This window comes from Microbulbifer sp. ABH2_005, from assembly GCF_056160005.1.
The window spans coordinates 1,234,759-1,249,097 of sequence record NZ_JBSWWI010000001.1; the positions used below are offsets into that span (position 1 = coordinate 1,234,759).

Genomic DNA, 14,339 nt, shown 5'->3' on the forward strand with positions numbered 1-14,339 from the left:
CGGGTTATAATCACATTTCACCTCGCATCTCATCACAGCGGTCGCCTAAGGATAGGTCTATGCGCACTTTGATCGTGCTTTTTGTGTTGTGGTTGACAGTTCTGGCCGGGCTTTTCGGCTGCTCCTCTAGTACTAGTACTCCGCGTACACTTGTGCAGTCTGTTGTGGCGGACACACATCTGGGCTGGCGCCCGGCTCCGGAGAATCAGTTGGCATTTTCTCTGGCCACCGCCTCTGGGGTTGCACAGATTGAGCTACAGCCGCTGCCTGACCAGTTTACCCTGGTATCGCTAGAGCTTCTCGGTATGCGCAATGTCGAGGGAATTCAGTGGCAGGATGAAAAGGGTGAGTCCACCATGCTTTACGATGGACAGGCAGGGCTTGATGGTGTCAGCTTGCAAAGTCGGGACCACGGCTTTCACCTGCAGTTGCAGCTCTCCTCAATGGATTATTTGCGTAACGGTGGAGTTCTGACGGTTATTGATCGCAGGCACTGAGCTCAATGGTCTGTGCTTTTAGTAAAGCCCAGGCCCTGAGGCCGGATCAGGTAGAGTTGTTTCCAGAATTTTCCCGTTACCCAAAGACCATTTCGGTTTTTATCCCAAGCGATGCCATTGGCCACAGTGTCTGGGTGTTGGAGTACATCGGGATTTAGCCGACCTAGATCGATCGCGCCACGTACTTCACCGCTCTTGGGATCTATGGCGATGATGCGGCTGTCCTGCCAGATATTGGCCCAGATCAAGCCCTCGGCAAATTCGAGTTCATTCAGATTCGACCAGATTTCTCCCGCTCCATGTACTTTGAGCTGACGCTTGACCTCAAAGGTGTCGGGATCGCGAAAGATCAGTTTATCGCTGCCATTACTCATAATCAGGGATTCGCCATCGCTGGTAAGCCCCCAGCCCTCGCCACTGTATTGCTTAACCCCTAAATGCTGCAGATCACTCGCGCTGTAGATATGCAATTCACCGGCTTTATAGGTAAGTAGGTAGAGCTTATCGTCCAGAACGGTAAGCCCTTCGGCAAACAGCCTGCCTGGTAGCCATTTGCGCCTTACAGGTTTTTTGCTTGGGTCGGTATACTCGGCGAGCCAAGAACGACGGTAGAGGCCACTGCTTTCCCACCAGCGTTGGCCGTCGAAATAGAGTCCCTGGGTGAAATGATCCCCCCCCCGTTGGCGCTCCTCCAGAATGGAGAAGGGGGTTGCCTTTAGCTGTGCTTGTGCTGCTATTGGCAGCAGGCAAGATAAGAGCAGCGGTATCCAGCTGCGGAGAGTAAGTCGGTACATCAATTATCTATGACCAGAGTAAAAACCTTTATTACCTTGACCCTTTTGGGTGGTTTGGCGGTGGTGCTGCCCATCGCAATCTTAGTACTTTTATTCCAGTGGTTGTTAGGCCAGGTCAGTGAAATTGTCGCCCCCGCCGTTACTTGGCTGGAAGCGAATACCGAATTCAAGGATACCCTTGCCAAGCTTGTGGTGATAGCGCTGATTCTGGGGGGCTGCTTCTTGATTGGCCTGCTGGTGAAAACCAGTATCGGCAACTGGCTGCACCGCCATGTTGACCATTGGCTCGGTCGCCTGGCACCAGGGTATAGCACCATTAAAGATTTGGTTGTGCAATTTATTGGTGGTGGCGGTGAGGGGGTACTTTCCGGGCCTGTGGCACGAGTGCGCATCCACGGTGCGGATAATCCGATCACGGTGACGGCGATTGTGACCTCTCAGCACGCCAATGGCGAGATGACGGTTTACGTACCAACGGCTCCAGTGCCCACATCGGGATTTGTTTTCCATGTGCCGGCGGAGTGTGTGGAAATACTGCCTGGCGTAAGCGTTGAAGCGGCCATGAAAACTATCGTGGCCTGCGGGGCCGGCAGTGCTAGTCTGTTGGCCCCGCCGGGGAAAACGAAAGCAGAAAAAGCTTAAAGCAGGGGATGTCTCAAATATGGGAGTTAAGAAAAGCCTCAACTCCCAACTCGATTAGCGATTTTTGCCCAGATCGCGGATGGCAAAGCGCGCTGGGTGTAAAGCCTTGGCCAGGCCCGCACTGACAGGCAAGGGCCCGCCCATTATCCAGCTGGCGAGTAATTCGGCCGTTAGCGGCGCGTAGGTAAAACCACGGGAGCCAAGGCCGCCCATCACGTAGAGCCCCGCTTGATAGTCCGACTGCTTATCGATCAATAATTTGCGGTTTTTGCGCAAGTTTGCATAGGTGCTATCCAGGGATTCCCAGTCGGGAATTGGCCCGGCAACTGGCAGGTAGTCCGGTGTAGCAGCGCGCAGTGCGGCGCGGCCACAAAAATCCTGGTTGGAAAATTCCTCGGCAAACTGCGGCAGCAGTTCTGCCAGTGTCTGCAGGTTTTCCCAATGCTCACTTTCACGTAACTCTGTGGCGGTTTCCTTGAGCTTGAAGGTGGCGCCGAAGCTCTGGCGCCCCTCGTGGGCCGGAGTGATATAGCCTTCACCACAGAGGGCAATTTTTAATTTTGCGGAGGTCTCTGTGGCGCGCACTCGGGAGACCTGGCCGCGTATTGGACGCAGGGGCAGGGCCTCAGCCGGTGCAAAGCTGCGAATATCATTGGCTCCACAGAGAATCAGCGCCTCCGTTTCTATCTCTTTACCTTCTGTACGCAGCAGCCATTTGTCATGTTGGCGAGTCAGTGTTTCCACTGCTGTGCCTTGGTATCGGGAGATATTTTGGTGTTCCAGGAGCGCAGCGCAGACTTTTTGGGGTTCCAGCCAGCCCGCCTCGGGGAAGTAGAGCCCGCCAAAAGGAAGGTCTACGCCCGCTAGCTGACTGGCCTCCTCATGAGAAGCTAATCGGGCCAGGTTTTGCCCTTGGTGCTCTGCCAGGCTAGTGGCGATCTGCTCCTGTAGCAGCTTCTCCTTATCACTCTGAGCCAGTTGTAACAGGCCGTTAAAATGTGCGAGCTGCGGGCAGTGTTGCTTGTAATATCGCTGGGCGAACATCAGGGCGTGCAGATTGAAATCCCCATTGGGGCCCGGTTTGGGGGAGAGCTTGCCGTAGAGTATGCCCTGGTCGTTGCCGGAGCCGCCGCTGCCGGGGGCTGGTCCGCGCTCAATAATTTGTACTTGTACACCGCGCTCTGCGAGTGCCCTGGCAATGGTGGCGCCAGAAATACCGCCACCGATTACTGTGGCAGATTTCGGCTGCTGTGGCTCGCTGCGGGGCAGGTGCCAAGGAGTGTTATGGTGCTGAGAGTTATGTAACTGTTCCAGAGTGCCGCACAGCATTTCCCGTTTGCTGCCAAATCCCGGTACTTTGTGCAGGGCAAAGCCCGCCTCGCGTAGGCCACGCTTGACCAGCCCCGCACAGGTGAAGGTGGCGAAAGTGGCGCCGAGTCGACTCAGGCGGGCCATGTTTGCGAACAACTCTTCAGTCCACATGTCCGGATTCTTGGCCGGTGCAAAACCATCCAGAAACCAGGCATCGACATATCGATCGCGGTTTTCTTTTCCTAAGTGCAGGCTATCTAAAGCCTGGCTGGCCTCCCCAATAATTAGAGTTAGCCTCACTGGACCGAACTGCATGCGGTGAACGCCTTCGGCCAATAATGGGGGGTAGGCTTCAATCAAAGCTTGGCAGTAGGGCTGCAGTTGTGGCCACAGTGCCAGGGCGCGCTGCAGATCCTGGGGATGCAGAGGAAATTTCTCCACTGTAATAAAGTGCAGCTGCGCATTTTTTGGAGCGGTTTTCTGCCATAGCTCCCAGGCGGCGAGAAAGTTTAAGCCGGTCCCAAAGCCGGTTTCGCCAATGGTAAAAGTGGCGTTCTCAGGCAGGGTTGCCCAGCGTTCCGCCAGCGCATTTTGTTGCAGAAATACGTAGCGGGTTTCCTCCAGCCCGGAGGCGCTGGAAAAATAGATATCGTCATAGGCGCGGGACAGGGGTTGACCATCTTCACGCCACTGGATATCCGCGTGTTTGCTGGATTTGCTCACTTCAATACTACCTTCAGGCTCCGTCCTTAAGGCCGAGTTCGCGCATGACCTGGTCGCACCAGCGGCTAATACGCTCCTCGCTGAGGTCGAATTCATTCTCTTCATCGAGGGCGAGGCCGACAAATTGGCTGCCATCTTCGGTCAGTCCTTTGGACTCCTCAAATTCATAGCCTTCGGCAGGCCAATAGCCCACGGCACGGGCGCCGCAGGCGAGCAGTTGGGCGTGCAGATAACCCAGGGCGTCCTGGAACCACTGTGGGTAGCCCTCCTGGTCGCCGAGCCCAAATAGGGCGAAGGTCTTACCGTGCAGGTCCAGCCCTGCCAGGTCGTCCCAGATATTCTCCCAATCTTCCTGCAGCTCCCCGTAATCCCAGGTGGGAATACCAAACAGTAAGAAATCGTAGTCCTCGGCCAGGGTAATATCCGCCTCGGCCACGTTGTGTAGGTCGATCCACTGGGGGCCAATATATTGGCGGATTTTTTCTGCGGCCATTTCGGTGTAGCAGGTGCTGGAGCCGTAAAACAGGCCTATTGGAGCTTGGGAGCTTGGCATAACAAAAAAATTCTTACTGCTGGTCTATGGCGCCGTTGAAGTCGAGCTGTCGCCAGGCTTCATAAATCACAATGGCGGCGGCGTTGGACAGGTTGATACTGCGGCTCTCGGCGCGCATGGGGATGCGCAGGGTGTTTTCCGGGCCCACCATTTGTAGAAACTCCGCCGGTAGACCACGGGTCTCGGGGCCAAACACAATGGCATCGCCGTCTTGGTATTCCACCGAGGTATGACTGTGGCTGCCTTTGGTGGAGAGGGCCAACACCCGCGCAGGTTTTTCGTTTTCGATAAAAGCTTGCCAGTCAGGGTGGCGGACCACGCGGCTATATTCACTGTAATCGAGCCCGGCACGGCGCAGGCGTTTGTCGTCCATGTCGAAACCCAGGGGTTCGATCAGGTGCAGCTCGGCGCCGGTGTTGGCGCAAAGTCGAATAATATTGCCGGTGTTCGGGGCAATTTCCGGTTGGTATAGGACAATTTTGAACATTGCTTGGCGGACGCCCTGGTGCGGTACTTTCTAGCTAGGGTGATTTGAGCCGGGCGGCGGGCCCGGCTTTGTATGGCAGCGGATTATTCCACAATTAGAGAGGAGTGGCGATCTCCTCACAGTCGATCTCGACCCCCAGTTCATTGGCAATCTGGTCGAGTTCATCACGCAGGCCGTCGAGATCCATATCTTCGTCCACATTGATAATGCATTCGGCAGTAAACAGAGGTTCACCGCTCCACGGAGTGCTGCCGTAGGTGGTTTCCAGCTGATCCATATTGATATGGTGAGCGCTGAGTGCACGGGAGATCTCCCGCACAATGCCGGGGCGGTCGTTGCCTACCAGCTTCAATGTCAGGGTCTGTTGGGGCTTGGTGCTAACGGCGATTGCGTCTTCAACAATCAGGTTGTAACCAGCCTGGGCGAGACTAGCGAGGGCATCCTTCAAGCCTTGGGTTTTATCTCCAGGGACGGCAACGCGCAATATACCGGCAAATTTTCCGGCGAAATGCGCCATATGGCTGTCTTCCCAGTTGCCTCCGTTATCCGCAATGACTGCAGAAAGCTTTTCTACAACACCGGGCTTATCGTTGCAGATCATGGAGATAACGAGATGCTGTTGCATATTTAGTTCCCTTTTTGGTTCCTTTGCTTCAGTAAAGACGTGTCACTTGCATTGTAATAGGATCTCGTCGGATAACTCTATCGTCCAATCTCAAAGCCATTTTTCTTTTCCGAATAACCGGTAACTTAGCGAGGGACTGTCAATGAAAGTCATTGCCGATTTGTGCGTGATACCCATGGGTGTGGGGGTGTCTGTCAGTAAGTATGTTGCGGAGTGTGAAAAGGTGCTGGCGGAAGCCGGGCTCACTCACCACCTACATGCCTATGGCACCAACATAGAGGGGGACTGGGATACGGTGATGGCAGCGGTAAAAGCTTGTCATGAGCGAGTCCACGCGATGGGCGCGGATCGCATCACCACCAGCCTGAAATTGGGAACTCGTACGGACCGGAACCAGTCATTACAGGATAAGATCGACAGCGTGCGATCGAAGCTGGATTAACGATAACAACACAGGAACGATTATGACGATCAATATCAAGAAATCCCTGCTGGCTCTGGCCGGTGCCCTGGCCCTGGCTGGCGGCGCCCAGGCCGCCGACCTGAATTCTGTCATCAAGGGGGATCACCGCAGCAAGGAGTACGCCGCACGCGACCAATACCGTAACCCGGCGGAAACCCTGGAATTTTTGGGTATTAAGCCAGATATGACGGTGGTGGAAATCACTCCCGGCGGTGGCTGGTACACCGAAATCCTCGGGCCCTACCTGGGCGAGAAGGGCAAGCTTTACGCAGCGCATTTCCCGGAGGATAGCGAGTCTTCTTACTACCAGCGCTCTTTGAAGGGCTTCAAAGACAAGCTGGCCGCCAATAAGAAAGCCTACAAGAATGTCGTAGTCACCGAATTCTCACCGCAAACCGGTCGTGAGATAGCCCCCGCAGGCAGCGCCGATGCGGTAGTGACTTTCCGTAACGTACACAACTGGATGTACCGTGGTTATGAAGACAAGGCTTTTGCCAGCTTTTATAACGCGCTGAAACCCGGTGGCGTTCTCGGTGTAGTGGAGCACCGCGCCAAGCCTGGTACCAGTAAAGAGGACATGGTCCAGAGCGGCTATGTGACCCAGGAATATGTTATTGAAGTGGCTAAGAAGGCCGGCTTTGAGTTGGAAGAGGCTAGTGAAGTTAACGCCAACCCGAAGGATACCGCCAAGCACCCGAAAGGCGTTTGGACCCTGCCGCCCTCTTTGCGCCTGGGTGATGAAGATAAAGAGAAGTACCTGGCCATCGGCGAGAGCGATCGTATGACCCTGCGCTTCCGCAAACCGAAATCCTGAGTTTTAATGCCCTTCTACCAATACTGGTAAATACCGGGAGTGGCGCTCGCCGCTCCCGTCTCACCTCTGGATATGAAAGTTGTATGATCATTCCCTTTACGCAGTTGGACCCCAACACCTTACAAAACCTATTGGAAGAGTATGCCACCCGTGAGGGCACCGAATATGGTGAGCGCGAGGTGGAACTGCCGGAGAAGGTGGCGAGCTTGCGCCGCCAGATGCAGTCGGGCGAAGTGGTAATTTGGTTCGATCCCGGCGAGGAGACAGTCAATCTGGTGCTGGCAGAGGATCTGCCCGCCGATGTCTGAATACATCATCGATAGGCCCCAAGCCTCTCAAGCGCTTAAGTCCCCTAAAGCGCGCTTTCTGTTTGCCCATGGTGCCGGCGCGCCTATGGACAGCGACTTTATGCAGGCGCTCGCTGTTGGGTTGTGTAAACAGGGCATCGAAGTGGTGCGTTTCGAGTTTCCCTACATGGCTCAGCGCCGCAGTGGTGGCAGCAAGCGGCCGCCAAACACCATGCCGCAGTTACAGGAGTGTTTTGAAGCGCAGATTGAGCGTTTTGCGGGGGATCTACCCCTGTTTATTGGGGGTAAGTCTATGGGAGGGCGAGTAGCGAGCCTTTTGGCGGACAAAAGCTTCGAGCAGGGTTTGATTGCCGGGCTGATTTGCTTGGGCTATCCATTCCACCCCCAGGGCAAGCCGGACAAGCTGCGTACTGAGCATCTATTGGATAGTGTTTGCCCCACTTTGATTGTGCAGGGAGACCGGGATCCTCTTGGCAGTCGCGAGGAGGTGGTGACCTATGGGTTGTCGGATTCCATTGAGATTGAGTGGCTGGCTGATGGTGACCACGATTTCAAACCCCGTCGTGCCAGCGGCTATACCCAGGCTCAACACTGGGCTTCGGCGATAGATAAGGCGGCGGGCTTTATGCAGCGGTCTCCAGGATCGTGATGCGCTCCTGACCCACCAACAAGGGGGCCAGCTGGGCCATTTGGGCGCGCCGATCCTCACTGGTGTACCAGTGTTGCCAGTGCAGTTCGGACTGCCACTTGGACAGAGTAAAGCGGCGCAGTGGATTGCCCCTTTCGATATACGTTTGCCCCTCGATAAAGCCAACGGTGCGGTAGGCGCTGGTGAGGATTCTGCGCGCGGCCTCCTCGTAGCTGCTTTGCATCTCGGCGGCGATTTCCCGTTCAATCAATACATAAATCATCATGTCCCCAAAACGCGATAGGGTCTTAGTGGATTCTAGTGCGCCAGTCTGCGGAAGAGTCGACAGCCAGTTTCCTGATGACGAAGTGCGCTAAATTGCGCACAATAAATACCATGAAGTTTGATCACACCCTCGATGCCCGCGGCCTGTTGTGCCCGGAACCTGTAATGATGCTGCACTCAGCGGTGCGAAATGTCGCCGATGGGGAAGTGTTGAAGATGATGGCCACCGATCCCTCGACTCAGCGGGATGTACCCAAGTTCTGCCAGTTTCTCGGCTATGAACTGGTGCAGCACGCGGAGGAGCACGACGAGTTCGTCTTTTGGATTAAGAAGGCGGAATAGCGGGTCAGCGAATGCCCCGGCCCTGTCTCGACAGGACCGGGGTTACACACTCCCGGTGAAACCTCTAATCGACTCTTGGGTCGCTTGGTACTTATGGCGTCGTTACCAGAGCGGCAATGGCGGCCAGTGCCTCAGGGTCCTCGGATTTGATCTTGTTGGCGATGTGGTGTTGGAAGAAGTAGCGAAAGCCCTCACTCTCCTGCGCCGGGTATAAACAGTGGTCCCCCGGTAGCACCGGGGTGGTCTCGACCACGTCGTGGTCGATCAGCATACCGTGAATAGCGCCGTCGGCGTGGAGTCTCCAGCTGATGACCTCGATCAGTGTCAGGTTCTCCCGGTCCTCATCCATAAACACTGCGTGAGTGCCAATGGTGTCGGGAATCTCCTGCAGCACCTCCTCGGCCTTGCTGCTTTCATACTCAAAGTATTCCGCCGCAGTCTCCAACTCGACGACTTTATGGATGGGGGGATGGTGAAAGATGTCCTCAATGCCGGGGTCATAGTAGCCCTCGAAACGTCCGTCCAAAGGGTCCTTGATATCTGGACAGGCCACTATGGAGTTTAACCAGGGAACGAGGCCTACGACCTCGCCATTCGCTTTGAGTCCCCAGCAGAGTATTTTCAAACTGTATAGATCTGTTCCACTGGAGTTGTTGGAGTAAAGCATTTCCAAGCCGTCTAGCTCCGGCGAAAGGCGGATGAAGCGCCTGTCCGCAGAAGTTTCGATCGGCTCGCCGGTGAAGAGGTCAACCACATTGTTGATGCTGTGGTCTGTCATGGAACACCTCCTGGCAGGGCCGGTTATTTACCGTCTCCGATCAGATCTAAGGTGCGACTGCCAAGGCCCTATCTCTGAAGGAAGACCGGGGCAGGAGGGTAATTGACTGCTTTAGACCCCTCCTCGGGGAATACGCTGAAAGGCGGGTACTCACGGGTGCTCAGCGGCCTCCCTGTGAATAAAGGTATATGTTGATTTGCAGAAATACAACCGGGCCTGGGAGCACCTGTTAAGGCGGCACGACTTTGATCGAAGCGCCCCCGTTGATATAGTCCCCGCCTTTGCGGTACCCCGGAGAACATCTTGCCTGCCCCTAACCCAGAAATGGCTCCAGTTTCTAAAACACCCCTTGAAGCCAGATCCACTGCCGAAGGGATTGTGGCGGTCTTCAACCGTTATTTTGCCGCACCAGAGGGGCTCAATACCCGACTTTGCGGCGGCTTTTCCGAGCCTTACTATCGGCCCGCCGGGGGCCAGCAGGACTACCACCAGGTGGAGTTCACCCTGGATTATGCCGCCAGTGCTTTACATGAGGTGGCTCACTGGTGCGTGGCCGGCGAGGCCCGCCGGCAATTGCCGGACTATGGCTATTGGTACGCGCCGGATGGGCGCAGTGCCGAGCAACAGGCCGAATTCGAGCAGGTGGAGGTCAAGCCCCAGGCATTGGAGTGGATTTTTGCCCGAGCCTGTGGCCTTCGTTTCCGCGTCAGCGTAGACAACCTGGAGAGCGGCCTTGGCCCCAGTAACAGTTTCAAAGAAGCGATTTGGCGCCAAGTCCAACGCTACTGTGCCGAGGGACCCAACCAGCGTGCACGTACTTTTGCTGCGGCTCTTGCGGAGGTGTTTACCCAGCCAGATCCATTGAATGGCGACGCCTATCATCTGTCGGAGCTATCGTGAGCAGTTACCTGATCGACTCATCGGTCTATATCTTTCGCTACTACTTCGCTTTGCCACCCAACTGGCAGAGCCGCAGTGGCTATGACACAGAGGCGGTTTACGGCTTCACTAACTTCCTGCTGGATCTATTGGCGAGAAGCCCGCGCCATATCGCCTGTGCTTTCGATGAATCTCTGGGCAGTTGCTTTCGCAATACGCTTTACCCGGACTATAAATGCAGTCGCGCACTGCCAGACGAGGCCCTGGCCTTCCAGTTGGCGGCCTGCCGGGAGATGGCGGAAGTCCTGGGTATCGCCAGCTTCTCCAGTGAGCGCTATGAAGCGGACGACATCCTAGCCACACTGACGCGAAAACTCCGCAATCACGCTCCGATTGTTGTGAGTCGCGATAAAGACCTGGGGCAGTTGCTGGCTCGAGGAGCCTCCAGTCTGTGGGACTTCGCCGCAAACCAGCATATGGACAGCGCGGCTCTTGAGCAGAAGTTTGGCGTAAGACCCGCGCAGATTGCCGACTACCTGGCACTGGTGGGGGATACCAGTGACGATATTCCCGGAGTGCCCGGCATTGGCGCCAAGACCGCGGCGCGGTTGTTGGAAGAGTTTGATGATGTCGAAGCGCTGTTGGCACAGCGAGAGCGTGTGGCAACACTGCCTATTAGAGGCGCAAAAGGGCTTGCCCGGCGGCTGGAAGAGTATGCCGATCAGTTGCGCCTGGCAAAACGCCTGACAAGCCTGGTGGAGGATATTCCCCTTGGTATCAAGGTGATGGATTTGCGTCCCCAGCCGGTAGATCTGGAGCTGGCTATGGCTCTGGCGAGGGAATTTGGGATCGGTGGGCTGGTGGGAAAAATGGAGCGCACTCTGATGAGCGCTGAAGGAGAATCTACATGAGTGAAAGCCACGCACAGGGCGTTGGCCTCAAGATTGTTGCCGATGAGAATATACCGGCACTGGAGCAGTATTTCGGCGATCTGGGCACGCTGGTGCGCTATCCGGGCCGCACACTGACCCGCGAGCAATTGATCGATGCGGACATACTGCTGGTGCGCTCTGTCACCCGGGTGAATCAGAGCCTGTTGGAGGGCACACCGGTGCGTTTCGTGGGCAGCTGTACCATCGGCACCGATCACCTGGATACCGACTGGATGGAGCGCAACGGCATTTACTGGAGTGCCGCGCCCGGCTGCAATGCCAATTCGGTGGTTGAATATGTATTTTGTGCGTTAGCCGCCCTGAAGGTCGACTGGCGCGGGCGCAGCTTTGGCATCGTCGGGTGTGGAAATGTAGGGGGGCTGCTGCAAAAGCGTCTACACGCATTGGGCGCCAGCTGTGCTATCTATGACCCCTGGTTGCCAGATAACCCCGACTTTGCTCCTCTGGAGCAGGTACTGGGTCAGGACATTGTGTGTTTGCACGCGCCTCTAGTAAAAAGTGGGCCATTTCCCAGCTTGCATATGATCGGTGAGGAGCAACTCGCTCAGATCCGCGATGATGCTGTTTTGATTAGCGCTGGCCGCGGAGCGGTAGTCGATAATCGAGCGCTATTGCAGGAATTACAGCGGGAAAAACGTTTTAAAACGGTGCTGGATGTCTGGGAGGGAGAGCCAGGTATCAATACCGAGTTGCTGGAGCTGGTGGACTTGGGTAGCCCGCATATCGCCGGATACAGTTTGGATGGCAAGCTCGCCGGCACTCGTATGATTCGCGAGGCGCTCTCTAATGCGCTGGATCTGGCTCTGCCAGAAAATATCGGTGATGCCGATCATACGCAAGCTGAGGCCGGGCGCACTCCAATTGAACCCGTGAATGAGAGTGCGGCGCCGATAGCGGATTTGCTATTGCAAATGTACGACCCACGCGAAGATGACGCGCGCCTGCGTGAAGCGGCACGGGGCACAGAACCTATGGCCAAGGCTTTCGATCGCCTGCGCCGTGAATACCCTGAGCGTTTGGAGTTTTCCCATTACCACACTGCAGCGCAAACCCTGGGTGAAAAAGATAGAGAAGCATTGGCAGTACTGGGGCTCAAGTGCGATTAGAGAAGCAAGTTAAGACGCTCGGTTTGATTATCAATCCCTGGGCCGGTGTTGGCGGCCCAGCGGGGCTAAAAGGCAGCGACGGTGCCGAGACGGTGGCACAGGCCTTGGCGGCCGGTATCGAACCCCAATCCCATAAGCGTGCCGCGATTGCCCTGGAGGCCTTGGCACCGTTTCGGCAGCAGTTGGAGTTCTTGTGTTTTGCCGGCGATATGGGCGCAGAGACGGCTCGTGAACTGGGCTTTGCCGTGCGCGAAGTGGGTGCAGCCGAGTCCACTCCATCAACACCGCAAGATACCGAGAGAGCGGCGGTGGCGATCCGCGATGCCGGTGCCGACCTGATTGTATTTATTGGCGGTGATGGCACTGCGCGCAATATGACCAATGCCCTGGGGGATCACTTCCCGGTGTTGGGTATTCCCGCCGGCGTCAAAATGCACTCCGCCTGTTTCGCCATTTCCCCCAAAGCCGGTGGCGAGGTGTTGCGAAAATTGTTAGCTGGTGAGCTGGTGGATTTGTGCGAGCGCGAAGTGCGCGATATCGATGAGAACAGTTTTCGCCAGGGGCGGGTGAGCACTCGTCACTACGGAGAGTTGCTGGTGCCCCAGGAAGGCCATTTTCTGCAGGCGGTAAAGAATGCAGGACGCGAGGTAGAGGAACTGGCCGTAGCGGATATCGCCGCGGAGGTCGTTGAGGAGTTGGAGCCGGATACCTTGTATATCGTTGGCCCCGGCTCAACCACGCTGGCCATCCTGAACGAGTTGGGGTGTGACGGCACTCTGCTGGGGGTGGACCTGCTGTGTAATGGTGCCTTGGTGCAAAAAGATGTCAGCGCTCCGCAAATTGAGGCGGCGATCGCCGAGTACAGAAATTCGGAAGATAATGGTCAAGTGAAGATTGTGCTCACTGCTATTGGTGGGCAAGGGCATCTGATCGGCCGCGGTAACCAGCAGTTCTCCCCCAAGGTTCTGCGCCAAGTCGGTCGCGAAAACCTGATAGTTGTTGCCACCAAAACAAAAATAACTGAGCTCGGCGGGCGTCCTCTTTTGGTGGATAGCGGCGACCCCGAGCTGGATCGGCAGTGGAATGGTTTTATCCGTGTGGTTACCGGCTACCGCGATGCGATCCTCTACCCCCTGAGTAATGGAGAAGTTTGAGTGTCTACCGATTGGCAAGTGCTGCTGCAGCAGGTTGAGCCCAAGTTAGTACCGGGCGGCGGTGACAGCCGGCGTTTGTTTCACGGACGCGGTCGTTGTTTTGCAGGCCTGGAGCAGGTTTGTGTCGATAGTTTTTTTCCCGCGTTGCTGGTTACTTTTTTTGAGGAGTACGAGGGGGAAGGGGAGCTGTGTGAGAAGCTCTGGCAAATGGCCGAGCGTTTCGGTTATCAAGGTGTAGCCGCACAGCGCCGCTACCTGCCCGGTGCGCCACTGGAGTGGCGGTATGGCGAGCCAGTAGCTGCACCCAAGGCGCTGCGCAACGGTCTGCAGTTTCCGCTGACCTTTGATCGACAGAATGTCGGCTTCTTTCTGGATATCGAGCCCGGCCGCGCCTGGCTTGAGGCGCAGGTGCGAGAGCGCTCGGGGCGCGAATCGGTAAAGATGCTGAACCTGTTTGCGTTTACCTGTGCTTTTTCTGCCGTGGCCCGTGCGGCAGGGGGTATTGAGATCGTCAATGTGGATGTGAATCGGGGCGTATTGAATCGCGGCCGTGAAAACCACGAGGTGAACGGCCTGTCCCTGCGAGGCATCCAATTTTTGCAATTCGATGCGCTGCGCCAGTTCAAGCGCTTCGACCGCCGGGGACCCTTTGAGCTGGCTATCGTAGACCCGCCCACACGCCAGAAAGGCCGTTTCGACGTGAGCCATAACTACGAAAAGCTATTGCAACAGCTACCTGCCTGCCTCGCCGATGAGGCGGACCTGCTGATGGTGATTAACTCTCCGCGCCACAGCGAAGCGCATTTTCGCGAATTGATTCTCGGTGCCGATAGCGGCTATGAAGTGGTAGAGCGGCTGGCACAAAACCCGGATTTCCCGGACCGGGACCCGGACGCCGCCCTAAAAATGCTGCATGTTAAATATCGCCGCCAGCATTAGCGGCGCCATTTAACGACAACAACTCCTAACGAAACCAGCCCCTAACGACTGCGGCCTC

Annotated in this window: 19 protein-coding genes; 12 read left to right on the top strand and 7 right to left on the bottom strand. The window is 56.1% G+C overall.

Annotated elements, in window-relative coordinates; all coding sequences use genetic code 11:
* Positions 1 to 59: 59 nt before the first annotated feature.
* Positions 60 to 497: a hypothetical protein gene (locus ACXAFI_RS05475; protein ID WP_475107991.1), complete on the top strand. Its 438-nt coding sequence runs from the start codon at positions 60 to 62 to the stop codon at positions 495 to 497.
* A gap of 2 nt (positions 498 to 499) precedes the next feature.
* Here ACXAFI_RS05475 and ACXAFI_RS05480 read toward each other — a convergent pair whose 3' ends face one another.
* Positions 500 to 1,291, bottom strand: a complete 792-nt coding sequence (locus ACXAFI_RS05480; protein ID WP_475107992.1) for a glutaminyl-peptide cyclotransferase — start codon at positions 1,289 to 1,291, stop codon at positions 500 to 502.
* 9 nt (positions 1,292 to 1,300) lie between these two features.
* Between ACXAFI_RS05480 and ACXAFI_RS05485 the strand changes: the two genes are divergently transcribed.
* Positions 1,301 to 1,933 (top strand): DUF502 domain-containing protein, encoded by a 633-nt coding sequence (locus ACXAFI_RS05485; RefSeq protein WP_475107993.1) that lies wholly within the window; start codon positions 1,301 to 1,303, stop codon positions 1,931 to 1,933.
* A 54-nt stretch (positions 1,934 to 1,987) separates the two neighbouring features.
* Here ACXAFI_RS05485 and mnmC read toward each other — a convergent pair whose 3' ends face one another.
* The 4 genes from mnmC to ACXAFI_RS05505 form a co-directional block, all read right to left on the bottom strand.
* The gene (mnmC, locus tag ACXAFI_RS05490; RefSeq protein WP_475107994.1) at positions 1,988 to 3,967 is read right to left on the bottom strand and encodes a bifunctional tRNA (5-methylaminomethyl-2-thiouridine)(34)-methyltransferase MnmC2/FAD-dependent 5-carboxymethylaminomethyl-2-thiouridine(34) oxidoreductase MnmC1; all 1,980 of its coding nucleotides are present in this window, start codon (positions 3,965 to 3,967) and stop codon (positions 1,988 to 1,990) included.
* A gap of 13 nt (positions 3,968 to 3,980) precedes the next feature.
* Positions 3,981 to 4,520: a flavodoxin FldB gene (fldB, locus tag ACXAFI_RS05495; RefSeq protein ID WP_475107995.1), complete on the bottom strand. Its 540-nt coding sequence runs from the start codon at positions 4,518 to 4,520 to the stop codon at positions 3,981 to 3,983.
* 13 nt (positions 4,521 to 4,533) lie between these two features.
* Positions 4,534 to 5,007: a tRNA (uridine(34)/cytosine(34)/5-carboxymethylaminomethyluridine(34)-2'-O)-methyltransferase TrmL gene (gene trmL / locus ACXAFI_RS05500; RefSeq protein ID WP_444919485.1), complete on the bottom strand. Its 474-nt coding sequence runs from the start codon at positions 5,005 to 5,007 to the stop codon at positions 4,534 to 4,536.
* 94 nt (positions 5,008 to 5,101) lie between these two features.
* Positions 5,102 to 5,632 carry a glycine cleavage system transcriptional repressor gene (locus tag ACXAFI_RS05505; protein WP_444919484.1) on the bottom strand — a complete coding sequence of 177 codons (531 nt, stop codon included), beginning with the start codon at positions 5,630 to 5,632 and terminating at the stop codon, positions 5,102 to 5,104.
* A 142-nt stretch (positions 5,633 to 5,774) separates the two neighbouring features.
* Between ACXAFI_RS05505 and ACXAFI_RS05510 the strand changes: the two genes are divergently transcribed.
* The 4 genes from ACXAFI_RS05510 to ACXAFI_RS05525 all read left to right on the top strand — a co-directional run bounded on the left by ACXAFI_RS05510 (position 5,775) and on the right by ACXAFI_RS05525 (position 7,866).
* The gene (locus ACXAFI_RS05510) at positions 5,775 to 6,074 is read left to right on the top strand and encodes an MTH1187 family thiamine-binding protein (protein ID WP_152454230.1); all 300 of its coding nucleotides are present in this window, start codon (positions 5,775 to 5,777) and stop codon (positions 6,072 to 6,074) included.
* Between the two features lie 22 nt (positions 6,075 to 6,096).
* Positions 6,097 to 6,909: a class I SAM-dependent methyltransferase gene (locus ACXAFI_RS05515; RefSeq protein ID WP_152454229.1), complete on the top strand. Its 813-nt coding sequence runs from the start codon at positions 6,097 to 6,099 to the stop codon at positions 6,907 to 6,909.
* 83 nt (positions 6,910 to 6,992) lie between these two features.
* Positions 6,993 to 7,217, top strand: coding sequence for a YheU family protein (locus ACXAFI_RS05520; RefSeq protein WP_444919483.1), 225 nt, complete (start codon positions 6,993 to 6,995; stop codon positions 7,215 to 7,217).
* Complete coding sequence (locus tag ACXAFI_RS05525; protein ID WP_475107996.1) at positions 7,210 to 7,866, top strand: alpha/beta family hydrolase; 657 nt, start codon at positions 7,210 to 7,212, stop codon at positions 7,864 to 7,866. Before ACXAFI_RS05520 ends, ACXAFI_RS05525 begins: the two co-directional genes overlap by 8 nt.
* Here ACXAFI_RS05525 and ACXAFI_RS05530 read toward each other — a convergent pair.
* Positions 7,841 to 8,128, bottom strand: coding sequence for an antibiotic biosynthesis monooxygenase family protein (locus ACXAFI_RS05530; RefSeq protein ID WP_152456367.1), 288 nt, complete (start codon positions 8,126 to 8,128; stop codon positions 7,841 to 7,843). The two genes, ACXAFI_RS05525 and ACXAFI_RS05530, sit on opposite strands and share 26 nt — an antisense overlap.
* A gap of 113 nt (positions 8,129 to 8,241) precedes the next feature.
* Between ACXAFI_RS05530 and tusA the strand changes: the two genes are divergently transcribed.
* Positions 8,242 to 8,472, top strand: coding sequence for a sulfurtransferase TusA (gene tusA / locus ACXAFI_RS05535; RefSeq protein WP_475109798.1), 231 nt, complete (start codon positions 8,242 to 8,244; stop codon positions 8,470 to 8,472).
* 91 nt (positions 8,473 to 8,563) lie between these two features.
* Here tusA and ACXAFI_RS05540 read toward each other — a convergent pair whose 3' ends face one another.
* Complete coding sequence (locus ACXAFI_RS05540) at positions 8,564 to 9,250, bottom strand: hypothetical protein (RefSeq protein ID WP_152454226.1); 687 nt, start codon at positions 9,248 to 9,250, stop codon at positions 8,564 to 8,566.
* A 303-nt stretch (positions 9,251 to 9,553) separates the two neighbouring features.
* Between ACXAFI_RS05540 and ACXAFI_RS05545 the strand changes: the two genes are divergently transcribed.
* From ACXAFI_RS05545 to ACXAFI_RS05565, 5 genes are read left to right on the top strand one after another with little or no spacing between them, the layout of a single operon-like run.
* Positions 9,554 to 10,150: an elongation factor P hydroxylase gene (locus ACXAFI_RS05545; protein ID WP_475107997.1), complete on the top strand. Its 597-nt coding sequence runs from the start codon at positions 9,554 to 9,556 to the stop codon at positions 10,148 to 10,150.
* Positions 10,147 to 11,040 carry a 5'-3' exonuclease gene (locus tag ACXAFI_RS05550; RefSeq protein ID WP_475107998.1) on the top strand — a complete coding sequence of 298 codons (894 nt, stop codon included), beginning with the start codon at positions 10,147 to 10,149 and terminating at the stop codon, positions 11,038 to 11,040. Before ACXAFI_RS05545 ends, ACXAFI_RS05550 begins: the two co-directional genes overlap by 4 nt.
* Complete coding sequence (locus ACXAFI_RS05555) at positions 11,037 to 12,188, top strand: 4-phosphoerythronate dehydrogenase (protein WP_475107999.1); 1,152 nt, start codon at positions 11,037 to 11,039, stop codon at positions 12,186 to 12,188. The genes ACXAFI_RS05550 and ACXAFI_RS05555 overlap by 4 nt, the downstream gene beginning before the upstream one ends.
* The gene (locus ACXAFI_RS05560) at positions 12,179 to 13,342 is read left to right on the top strand and encodes an ATP-NAD kinase family protein (protein ID WP_475108000.1); all 1,164 of its coding nucleotides are present in this window, start codon (positions 12,179 to 12,181) and stop codon (positions 13,340 to 13,342) included. The genes ACXAFI_RS05555 and ACXAFI_RS05560 overlap by 10 nt, the downstream gene beginning before the upstream one ends.
* Complete coding sequence (locus ACXAFI_RS05565; protein WP_475108001.1) at positions 13,343 to 14,281, top strand: class I SAM-dependent methyltransferase; 939 nt, start codon at positions 13,343 to 13,345, stop codon at positions 14,279 to 14,281. It begins immediately after the preceding gene.
* Positions 14,282 to 14,339 lie beyond the last annotated feature (58 nt).